Annotated in this window: 14 protein-coding genes; 9 read left to right on the forward strand and 5 right to left on the reverse strand. The window is 62.5% G+C overall.

Translation table 11 applies throughout. The features are described from left to right. The first annotated feature begins 103 nt into the window (after positions 1 to 103). From BLU37_RS01225 to BLU37_RS01255, 7 genes are all read left to right on the forward strand, one after another. A complete protein-coding gene (locus BLU37_RS01225; protein WP_029379339.1) occupies positions 104 to 2,695 on the forward strand; it encodes a glycosyltransferase in 2,592 nt (863 codons plus the stop codon). Positions 2,696 to 2,955: 260 nt separating this feature from the next. Continuing rightward, positions 2,956 to 4,107 (forward strand): succinyl-diaminopimelate desuccinylase, encoded by a 1,152-nt coding sequence (gene dapE, locus BLU37_RS01230; protein WP_010444777.1) that lies wholly within the window; start codon positions 2,956 to 2,958, stop codon positions 4,105 to 4,107. Continuing rightward, complete coding sequence (locus BLU37_RS01235) at positions 4,107 to 4,916, forward strand: putative RNA methyltransferase (RefSeq protein WP_090201996.1); 810 nt, start codon at positions 4,107 to 4,109, stop codon at positions 4,914 to 4,916. The genes dapE and BLU37_RS01235 overlap by 1 nt, the downstream gene beginning before the upstream one ends. Before the next feature lie 84 nt (positions 4,917 to 5,000). Further along, positions 5,001 to 5,378, forward strand: coding sequence for a hypothetical protein (locus BLU37_RS01240; protein WP_029532336.1), 378 nt, complete (start codon positions 5,001 to 5,003; stop codon positions 5,376 to 5,378). A 337-nt stretch (positions 5,379 to 5,715) separates the two neighbouring features. Then, entirely contained in the window at positions 5,716 to 8,217 is a 2,502-nt protein-coding gene (plsB, locus tag BLU37_RS01245) for a glycerol-3-phosphate 1-O-acyltransferase PlsB (RefSeq protein ID WP_090201997.1), read from the forward strand. 135 nt (positions 8,218 to 8,352) lie between these two features. Next, the gene (locus tag BLU37_RS01250; RefSeq protein WP_090201998.1) at positions 8,353 to 8,973 is read left to right on the forward strand and encodes a hypothetical protein; all 621 of its coding nucleotides are present in this window, start codon (positions 8,353 to 8,355) and stop codon (positions 8,971 to 8,973) included. Positions 8,974 to 9,142: 169 nt separating this feature from the next. Then, the gene (locus tag BLU37_RS01255) at positions 9,143 to 9,832 is read left to right on the forward strand and encodes a DUF4197 domain-containing protein (protein ID WP_010444782.1); all 690 of its coding nucleotides are present in this window, start codon (positions 9,143 to 9,145) and stop codon (positions 9,830 to 9,832) included. Between the two features lie 42 nt (positions 9,833 to 9,874). On the opposite strand, the gene BLU37_RS01260 is transcribed toward BLU37_RS01255, so the two are convergent. Together BLU37_RS01260 and BLU37_RS01265 are read right to left on the reverse strand one after the other, a co-directional pair. Then, the gene (locus tag BLU37_RS01260; protein WP_090201999.1) at positions 9,875 to 12,946 is read right to left on the reverse strand and encodes an efflux RND transporter permease subunit; all 3,072 of its coding nucleotides are present in this window, start codon (positions 12,944 to 12,946) and stop codon (positions 9,875 to 9,877) included. Positions 12,947 to 12,952: 6 nt separating this feature from the next. Next, positions 12,953 to 14,053 carry an efflux RND transporter periplasmic adaptor subunit gene (locus tag BLU37_RS01265; protein ID WP_090202000.1) on the reverse strand — a complete coding sequence of 367 codons (1,101 nt, stop codon included), beginning with the start codon at positions 14,051 to 14,053 and terminating at the stop codon, positions 12,953 to 12,955. A gap of 92 nt (positions 14,054 to 14,145) precedes the next feature. Here BLU37_RS01265 and BLU37_RS01270 point away from each other — a divergent pair, with 92 nt between their 5' ends. Further along, the gene (locus BLU37_RS01270) at positions 14,146 to 14,781 is read left to right on the forward strand and encodes a TetR/AcrR family transcriptional regulator (protein ID WP_010444787.1); all 636 of its coding nucleotides are present in this window, start codon (positions 14,146 to 14,148) and stop codon (positions 14,779 to 14,781) included. 54 nt (positions 14,782 to 14,835) lie between these two features. Here the strand turns inward: BLU37_RS01270 and BLU37_RS01275 are convergent, their stop codons facing one another. Further along, positions 14,836 to 15,618: a class I SAM-dependent methyltransferase gene (locus BLU37_RS01275; RefSeq protein WP_010444789.1), complete on the reverse strand. Its 783-nt coding sequence runs from the start codon at positions 15,616 to 15,618 to the stop codon at positions 14,836 to 14,838. Between the two features lie 93 nt (positions 15,619 to 15,711). Between BLU37_RS01275 and BLU37_RS01280 the strand changes: the two genes are divergently transcribed. Further along, entirely contained in the window at positions 15,712 to 16,326 is a 615-nt protein-coding gene (locus BLU37_RS01280) for an energy transducer TonB (RefSeq protein ID WP_090202001.1), read from the forward strand. A gap of 16 nt (positions 16,327 to 16,342) precedes the next feature. Here the strand turns inward: BLU37_RS01280 and BLU37_RS01285 are convergent, their stop codons facing one another. Together BLU37_RS01285 and BLU37_RS01290 are read right to left on the reverse strand one after the other, a co-directional pair. After that, a complete protein-coding gene (locus BLU37_RS01285; protein ID WP_010444793.1) occupies positions 16,343 to 17,170 on the reverse strand; it encodes an isocitrate lyase/PEP mutase family protein in 828 nt (275 codons plus the stop codon). A gap of 33 nt (positions 17,171 to 17,203) precedes the next feature. Continuing rightward, complete coding sequence (locus tag BLU37_RS01290) at positions 17,204 to 18,073, reverse strand: DUF72 domain-containing protein (RefSeq protein WP_010444795.1); 870 nt, start codon at positions 18,071 to 18,073, stop codon at positions 17,204 to 17,206. Positions 18,074 to 18,084 lie beyond the last annotated feature (11 nt).

Below are 18,084 nucleotides of genomic sequence, written 5' to 3' on the forward strand. Positions count from 1 at the left end.
AACCCATGCCGATTGCCTAAGCTCGGCTGTGTTCTAGCACGAGTCGCACGTGTAGGATGCGCGCCGCGCTGTTCAACGTTCTACTTCGGAACCCGAAATATCTATGTCATCGCGTAAACTTGGACTCAATCTGGTGGTGGTGCTGGCAATCGCCGCGCTGTTCACCGGTTTCTGGGCGCTGATCAACCGTCCGGTCTCGGCCCCCAACTGGCCTGAACATATTTCCGGCTTCTCCTACTCACCCTTCCAGCAGGGCCAGTTCCCACAGAAGGATCAGTACCCGACCGACGATGAGATGCGTCGCGATCTGGAGATCATCAGCAAGCTGACCGACAACATCCGGATCTATTCGGTTGACGGTACGTTGCAGGACATTCCCAAGCTCGCCGAGGAATTCGGTTTGCGGGTGACCCTGGGGATCTGGATCAGCCCGGACCAGGAGCGCAACGAACGGGAAATCACCCGCGCCATCGAACTGGCCAATACCTCGCGCAGCGTGGTTCGGGTCGTGGTCGGTAACGAGGCGATCTTCCGCAAGGAAATCACCGCCAAGGAACTGGGCGTGCTGCTCGATCGTGTGCGAGCCGCAGTCAAGGTCCCGGTCACCACCTCCGAACAATGGCATATCTGGGAGCACAACCCGGAACTGGCCAAGCATGTCGACCTGATCGCCGCGCACATCCTGCCGTACTGGGAATTCATCCCGATGGAGAAATCCGGCCAGTTCGTGCTCGACCGTGCCCGTGAACTCAAGCGCATGTTCCCGAAAAAGCCGCTGCTGCTGTCGGAAGTCGGCTGGCCGAGCAACGGCCGCATGCGCGGCGGTGCCGATGCTACCCAGGCGGACCAGGCGATCTACCTGCGCACGCTGGTGAACAAGCTGAACCGCCAGGGCTTCAACTACTTCGTGATCGAAGCCTTCGACCAACCTTGGAAAGCCAGCGACGAAGGCTCCGTGGGCGCCTACTGGGGCGTGTACAACGCCGCGCGCCAGCAGAAATTCAACTTCGAAGGCCCAGTGGTCGCCATTCCGCAATGGCGGGTCCTGGCCATCGGCTCGGTGGTGCTGGCGATGCTGTCCCTGGCGGTCCTGCTGATCGACGGCTCGGCGCTGCGCCAGCGTGGCCGGACGTTCCTGACCTTCATCGCCTTCCTCTGCGGTTCGGTGCTGGTGTGGATCGGCTACGACTACAGCCAGCAATACAGCACCTGGTTCAGCCTGACCGTGGGCTTTTTGCTCGCCCTCGGGGCATTGGGGGTATTCATCGTCCTGCTGACCGAAGCCCACGAACTGGCCGAGGCAGTCTGGACCCACAAGCGCCGACGTGAATTCCTGCCGGTCGAAGGTGAGTCGGACTACCGACCGAAAGTCTCGATCCATGTGCCGTGCTACAACGAGCCGCCGGAAATGGTCAAACAGACCCTCGACGCCCTCGCCGCCCTCGACTATCCGGACTACGAAGTCCTGATCATCGACAACAACACCAAGGACCCGGCAGTCTGGGAGCCGGTGCAGGCCTATTGCGAAACCCTCGGCCCACGCTTCCGCTTCTTCCACGTCGCGCCCCTGGCCGGCTTCAAGGGCGGGGCACTGAACTACCTGATCCCGCATACCGCCAAGGATGCCGAAGTCATCGCGGTGATCGACTCGGACTATTGCGTCGACCGCAACTGGCTCAAGCACATGGTGCCGCACTTCGCCGATCCGAAGATCGCCATCGTGCAGTCGCCACAGGACTATCGCGACCAGAACGAAAGCACCTTCAAGAAGCTCTGCTACTCCGAATACAAGGGCTTCTTCCATATCGGCATGGTCACCCGCAACGACCGTGACGCGATCATCCAGCACGGCACCATGACCATGACCCGTCGTTCGGTCCTGGAAGAACTGGGCTGGGCCGACTGGTGTATCTGCGAAGACGCCGAGCTGGGCCTGCGGGTGTTCGAGAAAGGCCTGTCGGCGGCCTATCACCACCACAGCTACGGCAAGGGGTTGATGCCCGATACCTTCATCGACTTCAAGAAGCAGCGTTTCCGCTGGGCCTACGGTGCGATTCAGATCATCAAGCGGCACACCGCGAGCCTGCTGCGCGGCAAGGACACCGAACTGACCCGTGGCCAGCGCTACCACTTCCTCGCCGGCTGGCTGCCGTGGGTCGCGGACGGCATGAATATTTTCTTCACCGTCGGTGCCCTGCTCTGGTCGTCGGCGATGATCATCGTGCCGCAACGGGTCGACCCGCCGCTGCTGATTTTCGCGATCCCGCCACTGGCGCTGTTCGCCTTCAAGGTCGGCAAGATCCTGTTCCTCTACCGGCGCGCAGTCGGTGTGAACATGAAGGATGCCTTCGCTGCCGCGCTGGCCGGCCTGGCACTCTCGCACACGATCGCCAAGGCGGTGCTGTACGGTTTCTTCACCAGCAGCATTCCGTTCTTCCGCACGCCGAAGAACGCCGATAAACACGGCCTCTGGGTGGCGATCTCGGAAGCCCGCGAAGAGCTGTTCATCATGCTGCTGTTGTGGGGCGCGGCGCTGGGGATCTTCCTGGTACAGGGCCTGCCGAGCAACGACATGCGCTTCTGGGTGACCATGCTGCTGGTGCAGTCGCTGCCGTACTTGGCGGCCCTGATCATGGCCTTCGTCTCTTCGCTGCCCAAGCCGGCCGAAGAACCTGAACAGGTGCCCGTGGCGTAAACGAACGGGGGCAGGATTTACCCGACAGAAGCCCTGAAAGCTTCGCGGATAAATCCTGCTCCTACAGCCTCTGTTGGCCATTTTGCTTTAAGATATCCGCCACTTTCCGCGCCTTGGTCAAGTACGCTTCCACGGCCAAACCCGATGACTGTAGGAGCCTGGCTTGCCAGCGAAGCTCTGGCGCCCTTGAGGGCGCTTTGGCAGGCAAGCCTGGCGCCCACACGTATTACCCGACCTTGCCCCTGCATCCGGAGTTTTTCATGACGGCCCACGCCGAGCTTTCGCCGACCCTGCAACTTGCCTGCGATCTGATCCGCCGCCCATCGGTGACACCGGTCGACGCCGACTGCCAGAAACTGATGATGCAGCGTCTGGGCGATGCCGGCTTCAACCTGGAGCCGATGCGTATCGAGGATGTGGATAACTTCTGGGCCACCCATGGTCGCCATGAAGGCCCGGTGCTGTGCTTCGCCGGCCATACCGACGTGGTTCCGACCGGTCCGCTCCAGGCCTGGCAGAACGATCCGTTCGATGCGCTGATCGACGAGCACGGCATGCTCTGCGGTCGCGGTGCCGCCGACATGAAGGGCAGCCTCGCGGCGATGCTGGTCGCGACCGAGCGATTTGTCGCTGACTACCCGGACCACAAGGGCAAAGTGGCGTTCCTGATCACCAGCGATGAAGAAGGCCCGGCCCACCACGGCACCAAGGCGGTGGTCGAACGTCTGGCCGCGCGCAAGGAGCGCCTGGACTGGTGCATCGTCGGCGAACCGTCGAGCACCTCGCTGGTCGGCGACGTGGTGAAGAACGGCCGGCGCGGCTCGCTCGGCGCCAAGCTGACCATCCGCGGCGTGCAAGGTCATGTGGCCTACCCGCACCTGGCGAAGAACCCGATCCACCTGGCCGCCCCTGCCCTCGCCGAGCTGGCCGCCGAGCACTGGGACGACGGCAATGCCTTCTTCCCACCGACCAGCTTCCAGATCTCCAACCTCAACTCCGGCACCGGCGCGACCAACGTGATCCCCGGCGACCTGGTGGCCCTGATCAACTTCCGCTTCTCCACCGAATCGACCGTCGAAGGCCTGCAACATCGGGTCGCGGCAATCCTCGACAAACACCAACTGGACTGGCACGTGGACTGGGCGCTGTCCGGCCTGCCGTTCCTGACCGAGCCGGGCGCGCTGCTCGACGCGGTATCGTCCAGCATCAAGGACATCACCGGCCGCGAAACCCAGGCCTCGACCAGCGGCGGCACCTCCGACGGACGCTTCATCGCCACCCTAGGCAGCCAGGTAGTGGAACTCGGCCCGGTCAACGCGACCATTCACCAGGTCAACGAGCGAGTCCTGGCCAGCGACCTCGATGTGCTGACCGAAATCTACTACCAGACCCTGATCAAGTTGCTCGCCTGATGCTCACCTGCCCTCTCTGCAGCGCAGCGCTGAGCGCAGTCGACAACGGTGTGGCCTGCCCGGCCGGGCACCGTTTCGACCGCGCACGCCAGGGCTACCTGAACCTGCTGCCGGTGCAACACAAGAACAGCCGAGACCCGGGCGACAACCAGGCCATGGTCGAAGCCCGGCGCGATTTCCTCAATGCCGGGCACTATGCCCCGGTCGCCCGTCGCCTGGCCGAACTGGCGGCCGAGCGGCCCCCGCAACGCTGGGTCGATATCGGCTGTGGCGAGGGCTACTACACCGCCCAGATCGCCCAGGCGCTGCCAGCAGCCGACGGCTATGCCCTGGACATCTCGCGTGAAGCGGTGAAGCGGGCCTGCCGTCGTAACCCGCAACTGACCTGGTTGATTGCCAGCATGGCGCGTATTCCGCTGCAGGACGCCAGTTGCCAGTTTCTCGCCAGCGTCTTCAGCCCGCTGGACTGGCAAGAGGCCAAGCGCCTGCTCAGCCCCGGTGGCGGCCTGATGAAAGTCGGCCCGACCAGCGGCCACCTGATGGAACTGCGCGAACGGCTCTATGACGAAGTGCGTGAATATACCGACGACAAGCACCTGGCCCTGGTGCCGGACGGCATGCGGCTAGAGCACAGTGAAGTCCTCGACTTCACGCTGCGCCTGGAACAGCCCGTCGATCGCGCCAACCTGCTGGCCATGACCCCGCACGGCTGGCGCGCCAGCGCCGAGCGTCGCGCCCGGGTGATCGATCAGGTCGAGCCGTTCGAGGTCAGTGTGTCGATGCGCTACGATTACTTCGTTCTGCAATGATCCCCATGACAAACCTCGCCAACCCCGGTTGGCGACCGCCAGAATCCGCGAATGGATTTTTCAGCAGCCGCAGCGAGGACATCCATGCGCCAGCCTGACATAGAGATTTACCTGAAAGACGCCGACGTCGACCACAAGGCAATTACCGCCTGGTTGAATACGGCGCTTGGCCCCTGCACCGAGTGGACGCAGAAAGGCCAGACCTGGAAATGCGAGGCCGCCGGCGTGCCGGTGACCTGGTTGCCCAAGGCCGTGGGCAAGTGGAACAGCCTGTACCTGGAGAGCGACCAGACCCCTTGGGACGACGACATTGCCTGTGCCCGCGCCGCCTTCGCTGCGCTACAGGTGGAAGTGCGTTGCGCACCTGGCAGTTGGGTCGAGGAGGAAGGCGAAGAAAGCGCCGACCGCTGGATTCGTATCAGTGCCGACGGCGAAGAAGAGATTACCTGGCGTACGGCCTGATCCCATCCGAGCCTGACCTGGCAGGACTTGCACGGGCCGCTCCTGCCATGGCCAGCCTTGCACTGGCCAGCTCTGCGCTGTGAGGCCCTGCCATGCCCCACCCTAGCCCTAAACCACCAACCCCATCCTCGGCCTGAGGATTCTTCCCGCCTGATCGCCAGAACTTGGGATGACATTCGTAGGTCATAGCACTCAGTGCGAATCTCGGAGCCCAGGACAGCCCGCAAAACGCGCGATCGATATTGCTTCGTCGCATTTTTGCCGATTTTCGCCAGATACGGCACACTACGCCCGCCCGAGCAAACGCTCGGTTCATTCCATCTGAAGCAGAAACCGTATGACCCGTTCGCCTTTGCGCCGTCTTGTGTTTGGCACCCTGCGCCGCCTCCTGTACCTGTGGGTGCGCTCGGAGACGATCAACCAATCGTCTCTGGCCCTCAACCTGGACCGTAGCCGCCCGGTGTTCTACGTACTCCAGTCGCCGTCGCTGAGCGATCTGGCGGTGGTCGACCGCGAATGTACCCGGGCCGGCCTGCCGCGTCCGGTGTTGCCGGTCTCGGTGGGTCCGCTGTTGGAGCCGGCGGCGTTTTTCTACCTGACGCCGGAGCCCGACTGGCTCGGCCGCCAGGACAAGCGCGGCGCTCCGCCGACCCTGACCCGCCTGGTCGACGCCCTGAGCCAGAATGCCGCCGAAGATGCTCAAGTGATCCCGGTCAGCGTGTTCTGGGGACAATCGCCGGACAGCGAGTCGAGCCCATGGAAACTGCTGTTCGCCGACAGCTGGGCGGTCACCGGCCGGCTGCGGCGCCTGCTGAGCATCCTGATCCTGGGCCGCAAGACCCGCGTGCAGTTCTCCGCGCCGATCAACCTGCGCGAACTGGTGGAACACAACAAGGGCCACGAACGCACCGTACGCATGGCCCAACGCATCCTGCGGGTGCACTTTCGCAACCTGAAGACCGCAGTGATCGGTCCCGACCTGTCCCACCGTCGCAACCTGGTCAAGGGCCTGGTCAACGAGCCACAGGTCCGCCAGGCAATCCTCGAACACGCCCAGCGCGAGAACATCCCGGCGGAGAAAGCCAAGACCCAGGCGCTGCGCTACGGCAACGAAATCGCTTCGGATTACACCTACACCGCCATCCGCTTCCTGGAAGTGGTGCTGAGCTGGTTCTGGAACAAGATCTACAACGGCATCCGGGTCAATCACATCGAAGGCGTACAAGCCGTGGCTCAGGGACACGAGGTGATCTACGTGCCCTGCCATCGCAGCCACATCGACTACCTGCTGCTGTCCTACCTGTTGTTCCGCAACGGTCTGACCCCACCGCACATCGCCGCCGGGATCAACCTCAACATGCCGGTAATCGGCAGCCTGCTGCGCCGTGGCGGCGCGTTCTTCATGCGCCGTACCTTCAAGGGCAACCCGCTGTATACCGCCGTGTTCAACGAGTACCTGCACACACTGTTCACCAAGGGTTTTCCGGTGGAGTACTTCGTCGAAGGCGGGCGCTCGCGCACCGGACGCATGCTGCAACCCAAGACCGGCATGCTGGCCATTACCCTGCGCAGTTTCCTGCGCTCATCGCGTATGCCGATCGTCTTCGTGCCGGTCTACATCGGCTACGAGCGGGTACTGGAAGGCCGGACCTACCTCGGCGAACTGCGTGGCGCCAGCAAGAAAAAAGAGTCGATCTTCGACATTTTCAAGGTCATCGGGGCCCTCAAGCAGCGTTTCGGCCAGGTTGCGGTCAACTTCGGCGAACCGATCAAACTGGCAGAATTCCTCGACCAGGAACAACCGGACTGGCGTGCCCAGGAGTTGGGCTCGCAATTCAAGCCGGACTGGCTGAGCGCAACCACCAACCGCCTCGGCGAACGCGTGGCACGCCACCTCAACGAAGCCGCTGCGATCAACCCGGTCAACCTGGTGGCTCTGGCATTGTTGTCCACCAGCCGACTGGCCCTGGACGAGCGTGCCATGGCGCGGGTACTCGATCTGTACCTCGTGCTGCTGCGTCGCGTCCCCTATTCGCCCCACACCACCCTGCCCGAAGGCGATGGCCGGGCACTGATCCAGCACGTCAAGGACATGGACCTGCTCGCCGAACAAAGCGATGCGCTGGGCAAGATTCTCTACCTGGACGAGCAGAACGCGGTCCTGATGACCTACTACCGTAACAACGTCCTGCACATCTTCGCCCTGCCGGCGTTGCTCGCCAGCTTCTTCCAGAGCTCGTCCCGCATGAGCCGCGAACAACTGCTGCGCTACACCCGGGCGTTGTACCCGTACCTGCAGTCGGAACTGTTCATCCGCTGGTCACTGGAGGAACTCGACGCGGTGGTCGATCAATGGCTCGAGGCCTTCGTCGAACAGGGCCTGCTGCGCTTCGAGAATGAGGTCTACCTGCGCCCGGCGCCGAGTTCGCGGCATTTCGTGCTGCTTACCCTGCTGTCCAGAAGCATCGCCCAGACCCTGCAACGCTTCTACATGGCGATCTCGCTGCTGCTCAACAGCGGCCAGCACAGTATCAGCGCCGAGGAGTTGGAAGACCTGTGCACGATCATGGCCCAGCGCCTGTCGATCCTGCACGGGCTCAATGCGCCGGAATTCTTCGACAAGAGTCTGTTCCGCCACTTCATCCAGACCCTGCTCGACCTCGACGTCCTGCGTCGCGACGAAGCCGGCAAGCTGAGCTATCACGACCTGCTCGGCGAACTGGCCGAGGGCGCGGCCAAGCGGGTCCTGCCAGCGGAAATCCGCTTGTCGATCCGCCAGGTGGCGCTGCACGACACCGGCCCGGAACAGAACACCGACGACAGCCCCAGCGCCGACTGATATCGGATAACCGGCAGCCTCATGACAGACGATTCGGCAAAGAAACACGGATGTTTCTCTGTCGAATTTCCTCGGCAAACACTCGTATAGACTGGATATTGCGTCGCCTTTGACGCGTTCGATAAGGACATCGAGATGACTGCGAAAAACGTCGTGACCGCTATTTTCCACTTCCCCCCGGACTACGCCATTGCCGCCCGGGCAAAAACCCGGATCACCCTGCGCAACCGCGATACCCATGCCGCTCTTGGCACCTGGACCAGCACCAACCTGCCGCCCAGGAGCCCCTGGAGCTTCGTCTTCGAACTGCCGCTGGACCTGCGCTACAACAGCAGGATCGAGATCGAGTTCGACATGAGCGTCGATGACGTCTCGCTGCTGGCCGACATCCGCTACAGCTTCAGGTGGCGCAAGGACAAACAGGAAGAAGTCTTTCACCTGAGTCCCCCCGGCTACCTGTATCTGAGCGCCGCGCTGGTGCCCATGATCGGCACCGAGGAAAACACCCTGGCCAACCTGAAACTGGTGGCCCTGAACGACTCGGGCCTGCCGCCCTACATCCTCTGCGAGGAAATCACCCTGCTCAAGGGCGCAATCCCCCGCTACCTGCGCTATGACACCAATCGCGTCAAACCCGGACAGATTTACGAAACCCAGGGCACCTTCGGCAGCCGACGCAAATTCACCCTCAAACCCATCCCCAGAACCGTCGTGCTGCAGAAAGAGAAACCCCAGAGCCTGACCCTCAGGGCCTAGTGGCGCCCTGAATCTATTCGATCAATGCTCGCTTCGAGCACGCCGGCCAGCTACTGTTATCATCAGCGAAGCGCACGCCACCGATTGGAGCCGCTGGTTCCACAGCGCTTGCACCGGCGTGCCGGCTTCGCCCGGTCATCTCTTCATTTTTCGAATAAGGAAGCTTTCCATGCTCCGTCCCTCCCTACGCCTGGTCGGCCTTTGTGCCGGCCTGCTGATCTCCGCCAACGCGCTGGCCCTGTCCCTGGGCAGCCTGTCCCAGGGCGAAGCCTCGGGTGGACTCAAGGACGCCCTGGCCCAGGGTGCCGTAGCGGCCGTCACCACGCTCGGCAAGCCGGGTGGTTTCAGCAACAACCCAGAGGTGAAGATCGAACTGCCCGGCAAACTGGGCAAGGTCGCCAGCAAGATGAAGCAGTTCGGCATGGGCGCCCAGGTCGATCAGTTGGAAACGAGTATGAACAAGGCGGCCGAGGCGGCCGTGCCGCAGGCTCAGGCGCTGCTGGTGGATGCAGTGAAAAAGATGACCGTGAGCGACGCCAAGGGCATTCTCACCGGCGGCAAGGACTCGGCAACCCAGTACCTGGACAAGACCAGCCGCGAGCAGATCCGCGCCAAGTTCCTGCCGATCGTCAAGCAGGCCACCGATCAGGTGGGCCTGGCCCAGCAGTACAACTCGTTCGCCGGGCAGGCCGCGAGCCTCGGCGTGCTTGATGCCAAAAGTGCCAACATTGAAAGCTACGTGACCGAAAAGGCCCTGGACGGCCTGTTCAAGATGATCGCCCAGAAGGAGGAAGGCATCCGCGCCAATCCGGCGGAAGCGGCCACCAGCCTGGCGAAAAAGGTGTTTGGCGCACTGTAATGTGCCAGGGAGAGCCAGCGAGCTGGCTCTCCCCATCAGGTTTTATCCCTCGACCACGGTTTTCTTCACCCGGAACCAACCGGCATACAGCGCCGGCAGGAACAACAGGGTCAAGGCCGTCGCCACGACCAGACCGCCCATGATCGCCACCGCCATCGGTCCGTAGAACACGCTGCGCGACAGTGGGATCATCGCCAACACCGCCGCCAGCGCGGTCAATACGATCGGCCGGAAGCGCCGCACCGTCGCCTCGATGATAGCCTGCCACTGCGACATGCCAGCGCGGATATCCTGTTCGATCTGGTCCACCAGTATCACCGAGTTGCGCATGATCATCCCCGACAACGCAATCGTCCCGAGCATCGCCACGAAACCGAACGGCTGACGGAACACCAACAGGAACAGCGTCACACCGATCAACCCCAGCGGTGCAGTGAGGAACACCATCGCCACCCGCGAGAAACTGCGCAACTGCAACATCAGCAAGGTCAGCACTACCACGATGAACAGCGGCACGCCGGCGTTCACCGAAGCCTGGCCGCGCTCCGAGTCCTCCACGGTACCGCCCACCTCCAGCAGATAACCGTCCGGCAATTCGGCCCGGATCGAATCCAGGGTCGGCATGATCTGCTTGACCAGAGTCAACGGCTGCTCCTGCCCGTAGATATCGGCGCGGATGGTCACGTTGGGCAGGCGATTGCGGTGCCAGATAACGCCCTCCTCGAAACCGTATTCCAGCGTGGCGATTTGCGACAGCGCCACGCTGGTGCCGTTGTCGGTGGGCACTGCCAGGCTCGACAGCGCCGACAACTCGGTGCGCTCCTGCACGGTGCCACGCAGCAGAATCTCGATCAGCTCATTGTCTTCGCGGTACTGGCTGACGGTCGAACCGGTCAGCGAACTCTGCAGGAAGCGCGACAAGTTGGCCGTGCTCACCCCCAGCGCCCGGGCGCGATCCTGATCGACATTCAGGTAGACCACCTTGCTCGGCTCTTCCCAGTCCAGATGCACGTTGGCCACATGGGGGTTCTCGCGCACCTTGGCCGCCACCTTGCGGGCCAGGGCCCGGACCACCTCGATATGCTCACCGGTGACACGGAACTGTACCGGATAGCCCACGGGCGGGCCGTTCTCCAGACGCGTGACCCGCGCCCGCAGTTCCGGGAACTGCTCATTGAGGGTGTCGATCAACCAGGTCCGCAATTTTTCGCGGTCCTCGATGGATTTGGCCAGCACCACAAACTGGGCAAAACTGGTCGCTGGCAACTGCTGGTCCAACGGCAGGTAGAAACGCGGTGAACCGGTACCGACATAGGCCACATAGTTGTCGATGCCATCATGGCCCTTGAGCAGCGCTTCCAGGCGCTTGACCTGTTCGGTGGTGTTATTCAGCGATGCGCCTTCGGCCAGCTTGAGGTCGACCATCAATTCCAGCCGTCCAGAGGCTGGGAAAAACTGCTGGGGCACGAAGCGGAACAGCGCCACCGACCCTACGAACAACAGGACGGTCAACACGATCACCGTCTTGCGCCGCCGCACGCACCACTCCACAGCTCGCCGCACCCGCTGATAGAACGGGGTGGCATACGGATCCGGCTGATCGGCACCATGCTTGGCGGCGTGAAGCTTCGCCAGGTCGGGAAGCAGCTTCTCCCCCAGATACGGCACGAACATCACGGCGGCGATCCACGATGCCAACAGGGCGATGGTCACCACCTGGAAAATCGAACGGGTGTACTCGCCGGTCGCCGATTGAGCGGTGGCGATCGGCAAGAAGCCAGCGGCGGTGATCAGCGTGCCGGTCAGCATCGGAAACGCCGTGCTGGTCCAGGCATAACTCGCCGCCTTGAATCGGTCGAAGCCCTGCTCCATCTTGATCGCCATCATTTCCACGGCAATGATCGCGTCGTCCACCAGCAGTCCCAGCGCCAACACCAGGGCGCCAAGGGAAATCTTGTGCAGGCCGATACCCAGGTAATACATGGTGGCGAAGGTCATCGCCAGTACCAGCGGGATCGCCAGCGCCACCACCATGCCGGTGCGCACACCGAGGGAGAAGAAACTCACCAGCAGCACGATCGCCAGCGCCTCCACCAGGACCTGGACAAACTCGCCGACACCAGTCTTGACCGCCGCCGGCTGGTCGGACACCTTGCTCAGGCGCATGCCCGCCGGCAGGCTTTTCTGGATTCGGGCGAACTCGGTTTCCAGCGCCTTGCCCAGCACCAGGATGTCGCCACCGTCATTCATCGCCACGGCCAGGCCGATGGCGTCTTCGCCCATGAAACGCATGCGCGGCGCCGGTGGATCGTTGAAACCACGACGGACCTCGGCGATATCACCGATGCGCAAGGTCCGGTCGCCCACCCGGATCGGGAAATTGCGAATCTCGTCGACGCTCTTGAAGTTGCCGCTGACGCGCAGTTGCACACGCTCCGTCGGGGTTTCGAAGAAACCCGAGGTCGAAACCGCGTTCTGCTCCTGCAACGCCTGCTGCACGGCCGCCATCGGTACACCGAGCGTGGCCAGCTTGACGTTCGACAACTCGATCCAGACCTTTTCGTCCTGGAGCCCCAACAGATCGACCTTGCCGACATCCTTGACCCGTTGCAGTTGGATCTGGATGCGGTCGGCGTAGTCCTTGAGTACCGCGTAGTCGAAACCGTCGCCGGTCAGCGCATAGATATTGCCAAAGGTGGTACCGAACTCGTCATTGAAGAACGGTCCCTGAATATCCGGCGGCAGAGTCTGGCGGATGTCGCTGAGCTTCTTGCGCACCTGATACCAGAGTTCGGGGATCTGCGCCGAATGCAACGAGTCGCGGGCCATGAAGATCACCTGAGACTCGCCTGGCCGCGAGAACGAGGTGATCCGCTCGTACTCGCCGGTTTCCATCAGTTTCTTTTCAATACGTTCGGTGACCTGCCGCGACACTTCCTGGGCCGTCGCCCCGGGCCAGTTGGTCTGGATCACCATGGCCTTGAAGGTGAACGGCGGGTCTTCGCTCTGCCCCAGCTTGGTGTAGGACATAGCCCCAACCATCGCCAGCAAAAGCATCAGAAACAGTACGATCTGGCGATTACGCAATGCCCATTCGGAAAGGTTGAAACCCATCGGGGACTACTCCTTGGCCGCCAGGTTGACGACACGGTTGGAGCGGTCCACCGGACGCACCTGTTCCCCCTCATGAAGCACATGCACACCGGCCGCCACCACCCAATCGCTGGCGTTGAGCCCTTCGAGCACCGGCACACTTTTCTCGCCGAAGGCACCGACCCGCACCGGGGTGCGCTTGAGCGTATTGTCCGCCTGGACTTTCCAGACATAGGCGGCACCATTTTCGGCGGTCAGCGCCGATAACGGCACCGACAACGGTACGTCTCCAGCAGCCTGGACGAAGACCCTGGCGCTCTGCCCCAGTTCGGCAGGCACCTTCCCGGCGCTGAACGCGATGCGAGCGGCAAAGGTCCGGGATTTCGGATCGGCTGCCGGCGACAACTCGCGGATATGCCCGTTGAAGCGCTGGCCCGGCTGCGACCAGAGTTCGACCGCGACATCCTGGCCAACCTTGAAGCGCCCGAACGCCTGTTCCGGGAAACTGATCAGCACTTCACGCTCACCATCGGCCGCCAGCGTGAATACCGTCTGGCCGGCAGCCACCACCTGGCCGACCTCGATCTGACGCTTGGCGATCACGCCGTCCTGCGGCGCACGCAACACCGCGTAGCCCGCCTGGTTGCTGGAGACATCGAATTCAGCCTTGATCTGCTTCAGCCTGGCCTCACCGGCGCGGTAGGCATTTTCCGCGTTGTCGTACTGTGAGCGGCTGACCATCTGCCGATCCAGCAAGGTCTTGTAACGGTCGCGCTCGGAACGCACCAGACTCAGGTTCGCTTCCGCAGCCGCTACCTGGGCCCGGGTGGCCTCCAGTTGAAGACGCACGTCCTGCGGGTCGAGCTCCGCCAGTGGCTGGTTGGCCTTGACCCGCTGGCCCTCCTCGACCAGGCGTCGAGCGACCTTGCCAGCAATGCGAAACGCCAGTTCAGGCTCGAAACGGGCACGCACCTCACCGGGATAACTGTCCATGCCCTGGGCCGCCAACTGGGGCTGCACCACCATGGCCGGACGTACAGTGACCTGGGCGGACTCTTCGTGACCACAGCCCACGAGGAAAAAGGCTAGACTGGCGGGCAACGCCAGAGGCAGGACATAGCGGAACATGGTGTGTACCCTTCGCCAAGAGTGCTTGAAATAATTATACTGATCAGTATGGTATTTATACCAAACTGACCAGTCCAGTATTAAAGTGAAAAATGTCCGACAATCTTTCTGTGCCCAGCGGCCCCGGCCGCCCCAAGGACCCGGCAAAACGCCAGGCCATTCTTGAAGCAGCGGAAGATCTGTTCCTGAGTAATGGATACGCCAGCACCAGCATGGACGCGGTAGCAGCAGCGGCAGGTGTTTCGAAGCTGACGGTCTACAGCCATTTCAACGACAAGGAGACGCTGTTCTCCGCTGCGGTGGTGTCCAAGTGCGAGGCGCAGCTACCCGACCTGCTATTCGCCTTGCCCGAAGGTGTGCCGGTCGAAACGGTGCTGCTCAACATCGCTCGGGGCTTTCACGTGCTGATCAACAGTGACGAGTCGGTGAACCTGCATCGCCTGATTGTGGCGCTGGGGAGCCAGGACCCCAGGCTGTCGCAGATTTTCTTCGAGGCTGGCCCGCAACGGATGCTGACCGAGATGGAACGGCTGCTGAGCCGGATTCATCAGAGCGGTGCGCTGAATATCGACAAGCCGCACAACGCTGCCGAACACTTCTTCTGCCTGCTCAAGGGCGCGGCGAACTTCCGCCTGCTGTATGGCTGCGGCCAGCGCTTGAATGCCGAGGACAGTGAAGCCCATGTGCGCGAGGTGGTGGGCCTGTTCATGCGGGCCTATCGGCCCTGAGCCAAGCCCGCGCAGTGCACATAGTCTGGCGAGCGGGCTCGTCACAGGAAGCGCTCAGGGCTTGAGCGCTTTTTTCGGATAGATATCGTAGCGGCTCGACTTGCCCTCCAGCCCATGACTGGGCTTGGGGCCGTCGATGCAGGGTGCCTTGCGCGGGCGCTTGACCACCACCCGGTGGGTCGCCAGGGCCAGGGCGGCCTCAAGCAGCGCCGGCGCATCCGGATCATCCCCCACCAGCGGCCGGAACAGGCGCATTTCCTTCTTCACCAGCGCAGTTTTCTCCCGATGGGGAAACATCGGGTCCAGGTAGATGACCTGCGGCGGTTCACCCTCCCAGTTGCGCATTACTTCGATGGAGTTGCCCTTGAGCAGGCGCATGCGGGAAATGATCGGCGCCACCTCCAGATCCTCCAGGCCCCGGGCCAGGCCATCCTCCAGCAACGCACCGATCAGTGGCTGGCGCTCGATCAGGCTCATCTCACAGCCCAGGCTCGCCAGCACGAAGGCATCCTTGCCCAGCCCTGCGGTGGCATCCAGTACCCGAGGACGCACGCCCTGCTGGATGCCGACCGCCTTGGCGATCATCTGGCCGCTGCCGCCACCGAACAGGCGCCGATGCGCCGCACCACCCTCGACGAAATCGACCCGTACCGGCCCCGGTGCATCCGGCCCCAGTTGCTGCAACTGCAATCCGTGTTCGGACACCTGCAGGGCAAACTCGGCCTCGGGCTCCTGCAAGGGTAGCGCCAGCCGTCGGGCCCACTCCTGCGCCTGGGATTGAAACCCTTCGGCCAGCGCCTCGACCCTGATGCGTACGGCTGCTTGCTGCTCACTCATGAAAAAAACGCTCAAAAATTTAATGATCGGCAAAAACGGCCGATAAAAGAATTATCCGTCATTTTGCCAGAGCTTGGGTCACCGCCAAGAGCCATGTCAGACATTCAGCGCACATCCATAGGTTATCTATCGCCCGTCGGCGATTACGGCCTGCGAAACTCCCAGGCACTGAGTGGCGTCAGCCACCTGTGGCAGGATTTCTTCGCACGGGCGATGGCCGAGCAGGTGGGTGATGCACCGAAGCAGGCAGTGGCCGAACTGCCGATTGATGGCCCGGTCGAACCGACCGCCGGTGCCGAGACCCTGGCCCAGATCGTCGACCAGTTGCACTGCGAAGTCACCGACAATCCGGTCCGCCCGCCAGAACCGCTGTTCCTGCCGATCGCCGAGTTCGAACTCGACCTGCTGAAAAAACCGGCACCGCCTTACCCGGAAGACGAGATCATCGCCCAGCAGCGCCAACAGGATTTCGAAAGTGAATGGGTTCGTCCCATCGTACTGACGGCCGGCCAAGCACAAGCGCAGCCCGGCCCTGCACCGCAACCACGTCCATTGCACCTGCCGATTGCCGAGTTCGAACTCGACCTGCTACCGAAACCGGCCATTCCGTACGACGAACCGACCCTGGTCAAGCAACAGCAGGCCCTGGACTACGACCAGAATTGGGCACGCCCGCTGGTGGCGCACAACCTGCGTCTGGCGGCCTGAGCCGCCAGCATCCGCTTCACCCCTTGAACATCTGGTTGATCTTGCCGAACGGTATCGCCTGCTCGGTGAAATCGAAGGTGCCCGGCCCGCAGATCTCCTGCGCCGCCTGGTAAAAAGCCCCATACGCCGCACGCGCCAGCGCCGAACCGACACTGATGCGCTTGACGCCCAGCGCGCTCAAGTCAGCCACCGACAGTGGCACACCACCGGACATCAGCACGTTCACCGGCTTTGGGGCCACCGCCTTGACGATTGCACTGATCTCCTCGGCGGTGCTCAAGTCCGGCGCGTAGAGCACATCGGCCCCGGCTTCGGCATAAGCCTGCAGGCGGCGGATGGTGTCAGCAAGATCCCGTCGCCCGACCAGAAAATTCTCCGCCCGTGCCGTCAGGGTGAACGTGAACGGCAGGCTACGTGCTGCTGCCACCGCCGCTTCAACCCGTTCGACAGCCAATGCAAAGGGATAGATCGGTTCTTCGGGATTGCCCGTGGCATCCTCGATGGAGCCTCCGACCAAACCGACTTCGGCAGCCATCAGGATGGTCTGGGCGCACCCTTCAGGGCTGTCGGCATAACCGTTTTCCAGGTCCGCCGCCACCGGCAGCGGCGTGGCCCTGGCAATGACATGAGCGTTCTCCAAGGCATCGGCACGGCTGACCGCACCTTCCGCATCCGGACGCCCCAGGGAAAACGCCAACCCCGCGCTGGTGGTGGCCAGGGCTTCGAAGCCCAGCGCCGCGAGCATTTTCGCCGAGCCGGCATCCCAGGGATTGGGGATCACAAAAGCCCCCGCACGTTCGTGCAGGGCCTTGAAGGCTTGGGCTCGAAGGGTTTGCGCATCCATATGAGCGACTCCTGGCAGTAAGAACAGGCGCCGTCAGAGCAAGCCGAGTTGCTCCGCAGCGGGCTCTCTGTATAGCTCAGGCAACGCGGGCAGGCCAGGCAAACGTGCCATCAGCCGCTGGTGAAAGCGTTGCGCCAGCTTTGGTGCCAGCAGATTGTCCGAGGTATGCAGGAAGATATACGGCGTGCGCCCCTCTTCGATCCACACCGCCACCTTCTCGACCCAGGGTGTCAGGAATGACTCATTCGCCGCCAACTCCGGGTGGCCGATGAAACGAACCTGCGGAAACTGGGTAAAGGCTGCCGGTCGCGGCGGCACCTTGGGCTTTTTCGACTGGGCATGCAGCACCGCAGGGGTGGTCGAGGTACAACTGAACAACGCCCGTGGATCGAGACAGATGCGCTCAACGCCCCGATCGAGCAGCAATCGATTGAGCATCCGCTCGGCATCGCCCTTGGCGAAGAATTCGGGATGCCGGACCTCGATAGCCAGCGGCTGCTGTAGGCTGTCGATGAATCCAGCCAGTTCGCCCAAGCGATGCGGCGCGAAACTCGCCGGCAGTTGCAGCCACAATGGCGACACCCGCGCGCCCAGCGGTTTTAGCAGTTGCAGGAACGCCTCGGCCGCCAGCACCTGATCACGCAGGTCTCCACCGTGACTGATATCGCGGGGGAACTTGGCGGTGAAGCGAAAATGCTCGGGCATGGTCTGCGCCCAACGCTCGACGGTGCTCGCGGCGGGTCGCGCGTAGAACGTGGTGTTGCCTTCGACGGCGTTGAAGACCTGGCTGTAGAGGTCGAGAAAATCCGCTGGACGAGCGTTTTCCGGGTACAGGAATTCGCGCCAGGCGTTTTCACTCCAGGACGGACAACCCAGGTAATAAGGGAGCACTGAATCGGTCATGGTACCGATTA

Source organism: Pseudomonas asplenii (assembly GCF_900105475.1).
Taxonomy (GTDB): Bacteria; Pseudomonadota; Gammaproteobacteria; order Pseudomonadales; family Pseudomonadaceae; genus Aquipseudomonas; species Aquipseudomonas asplenii.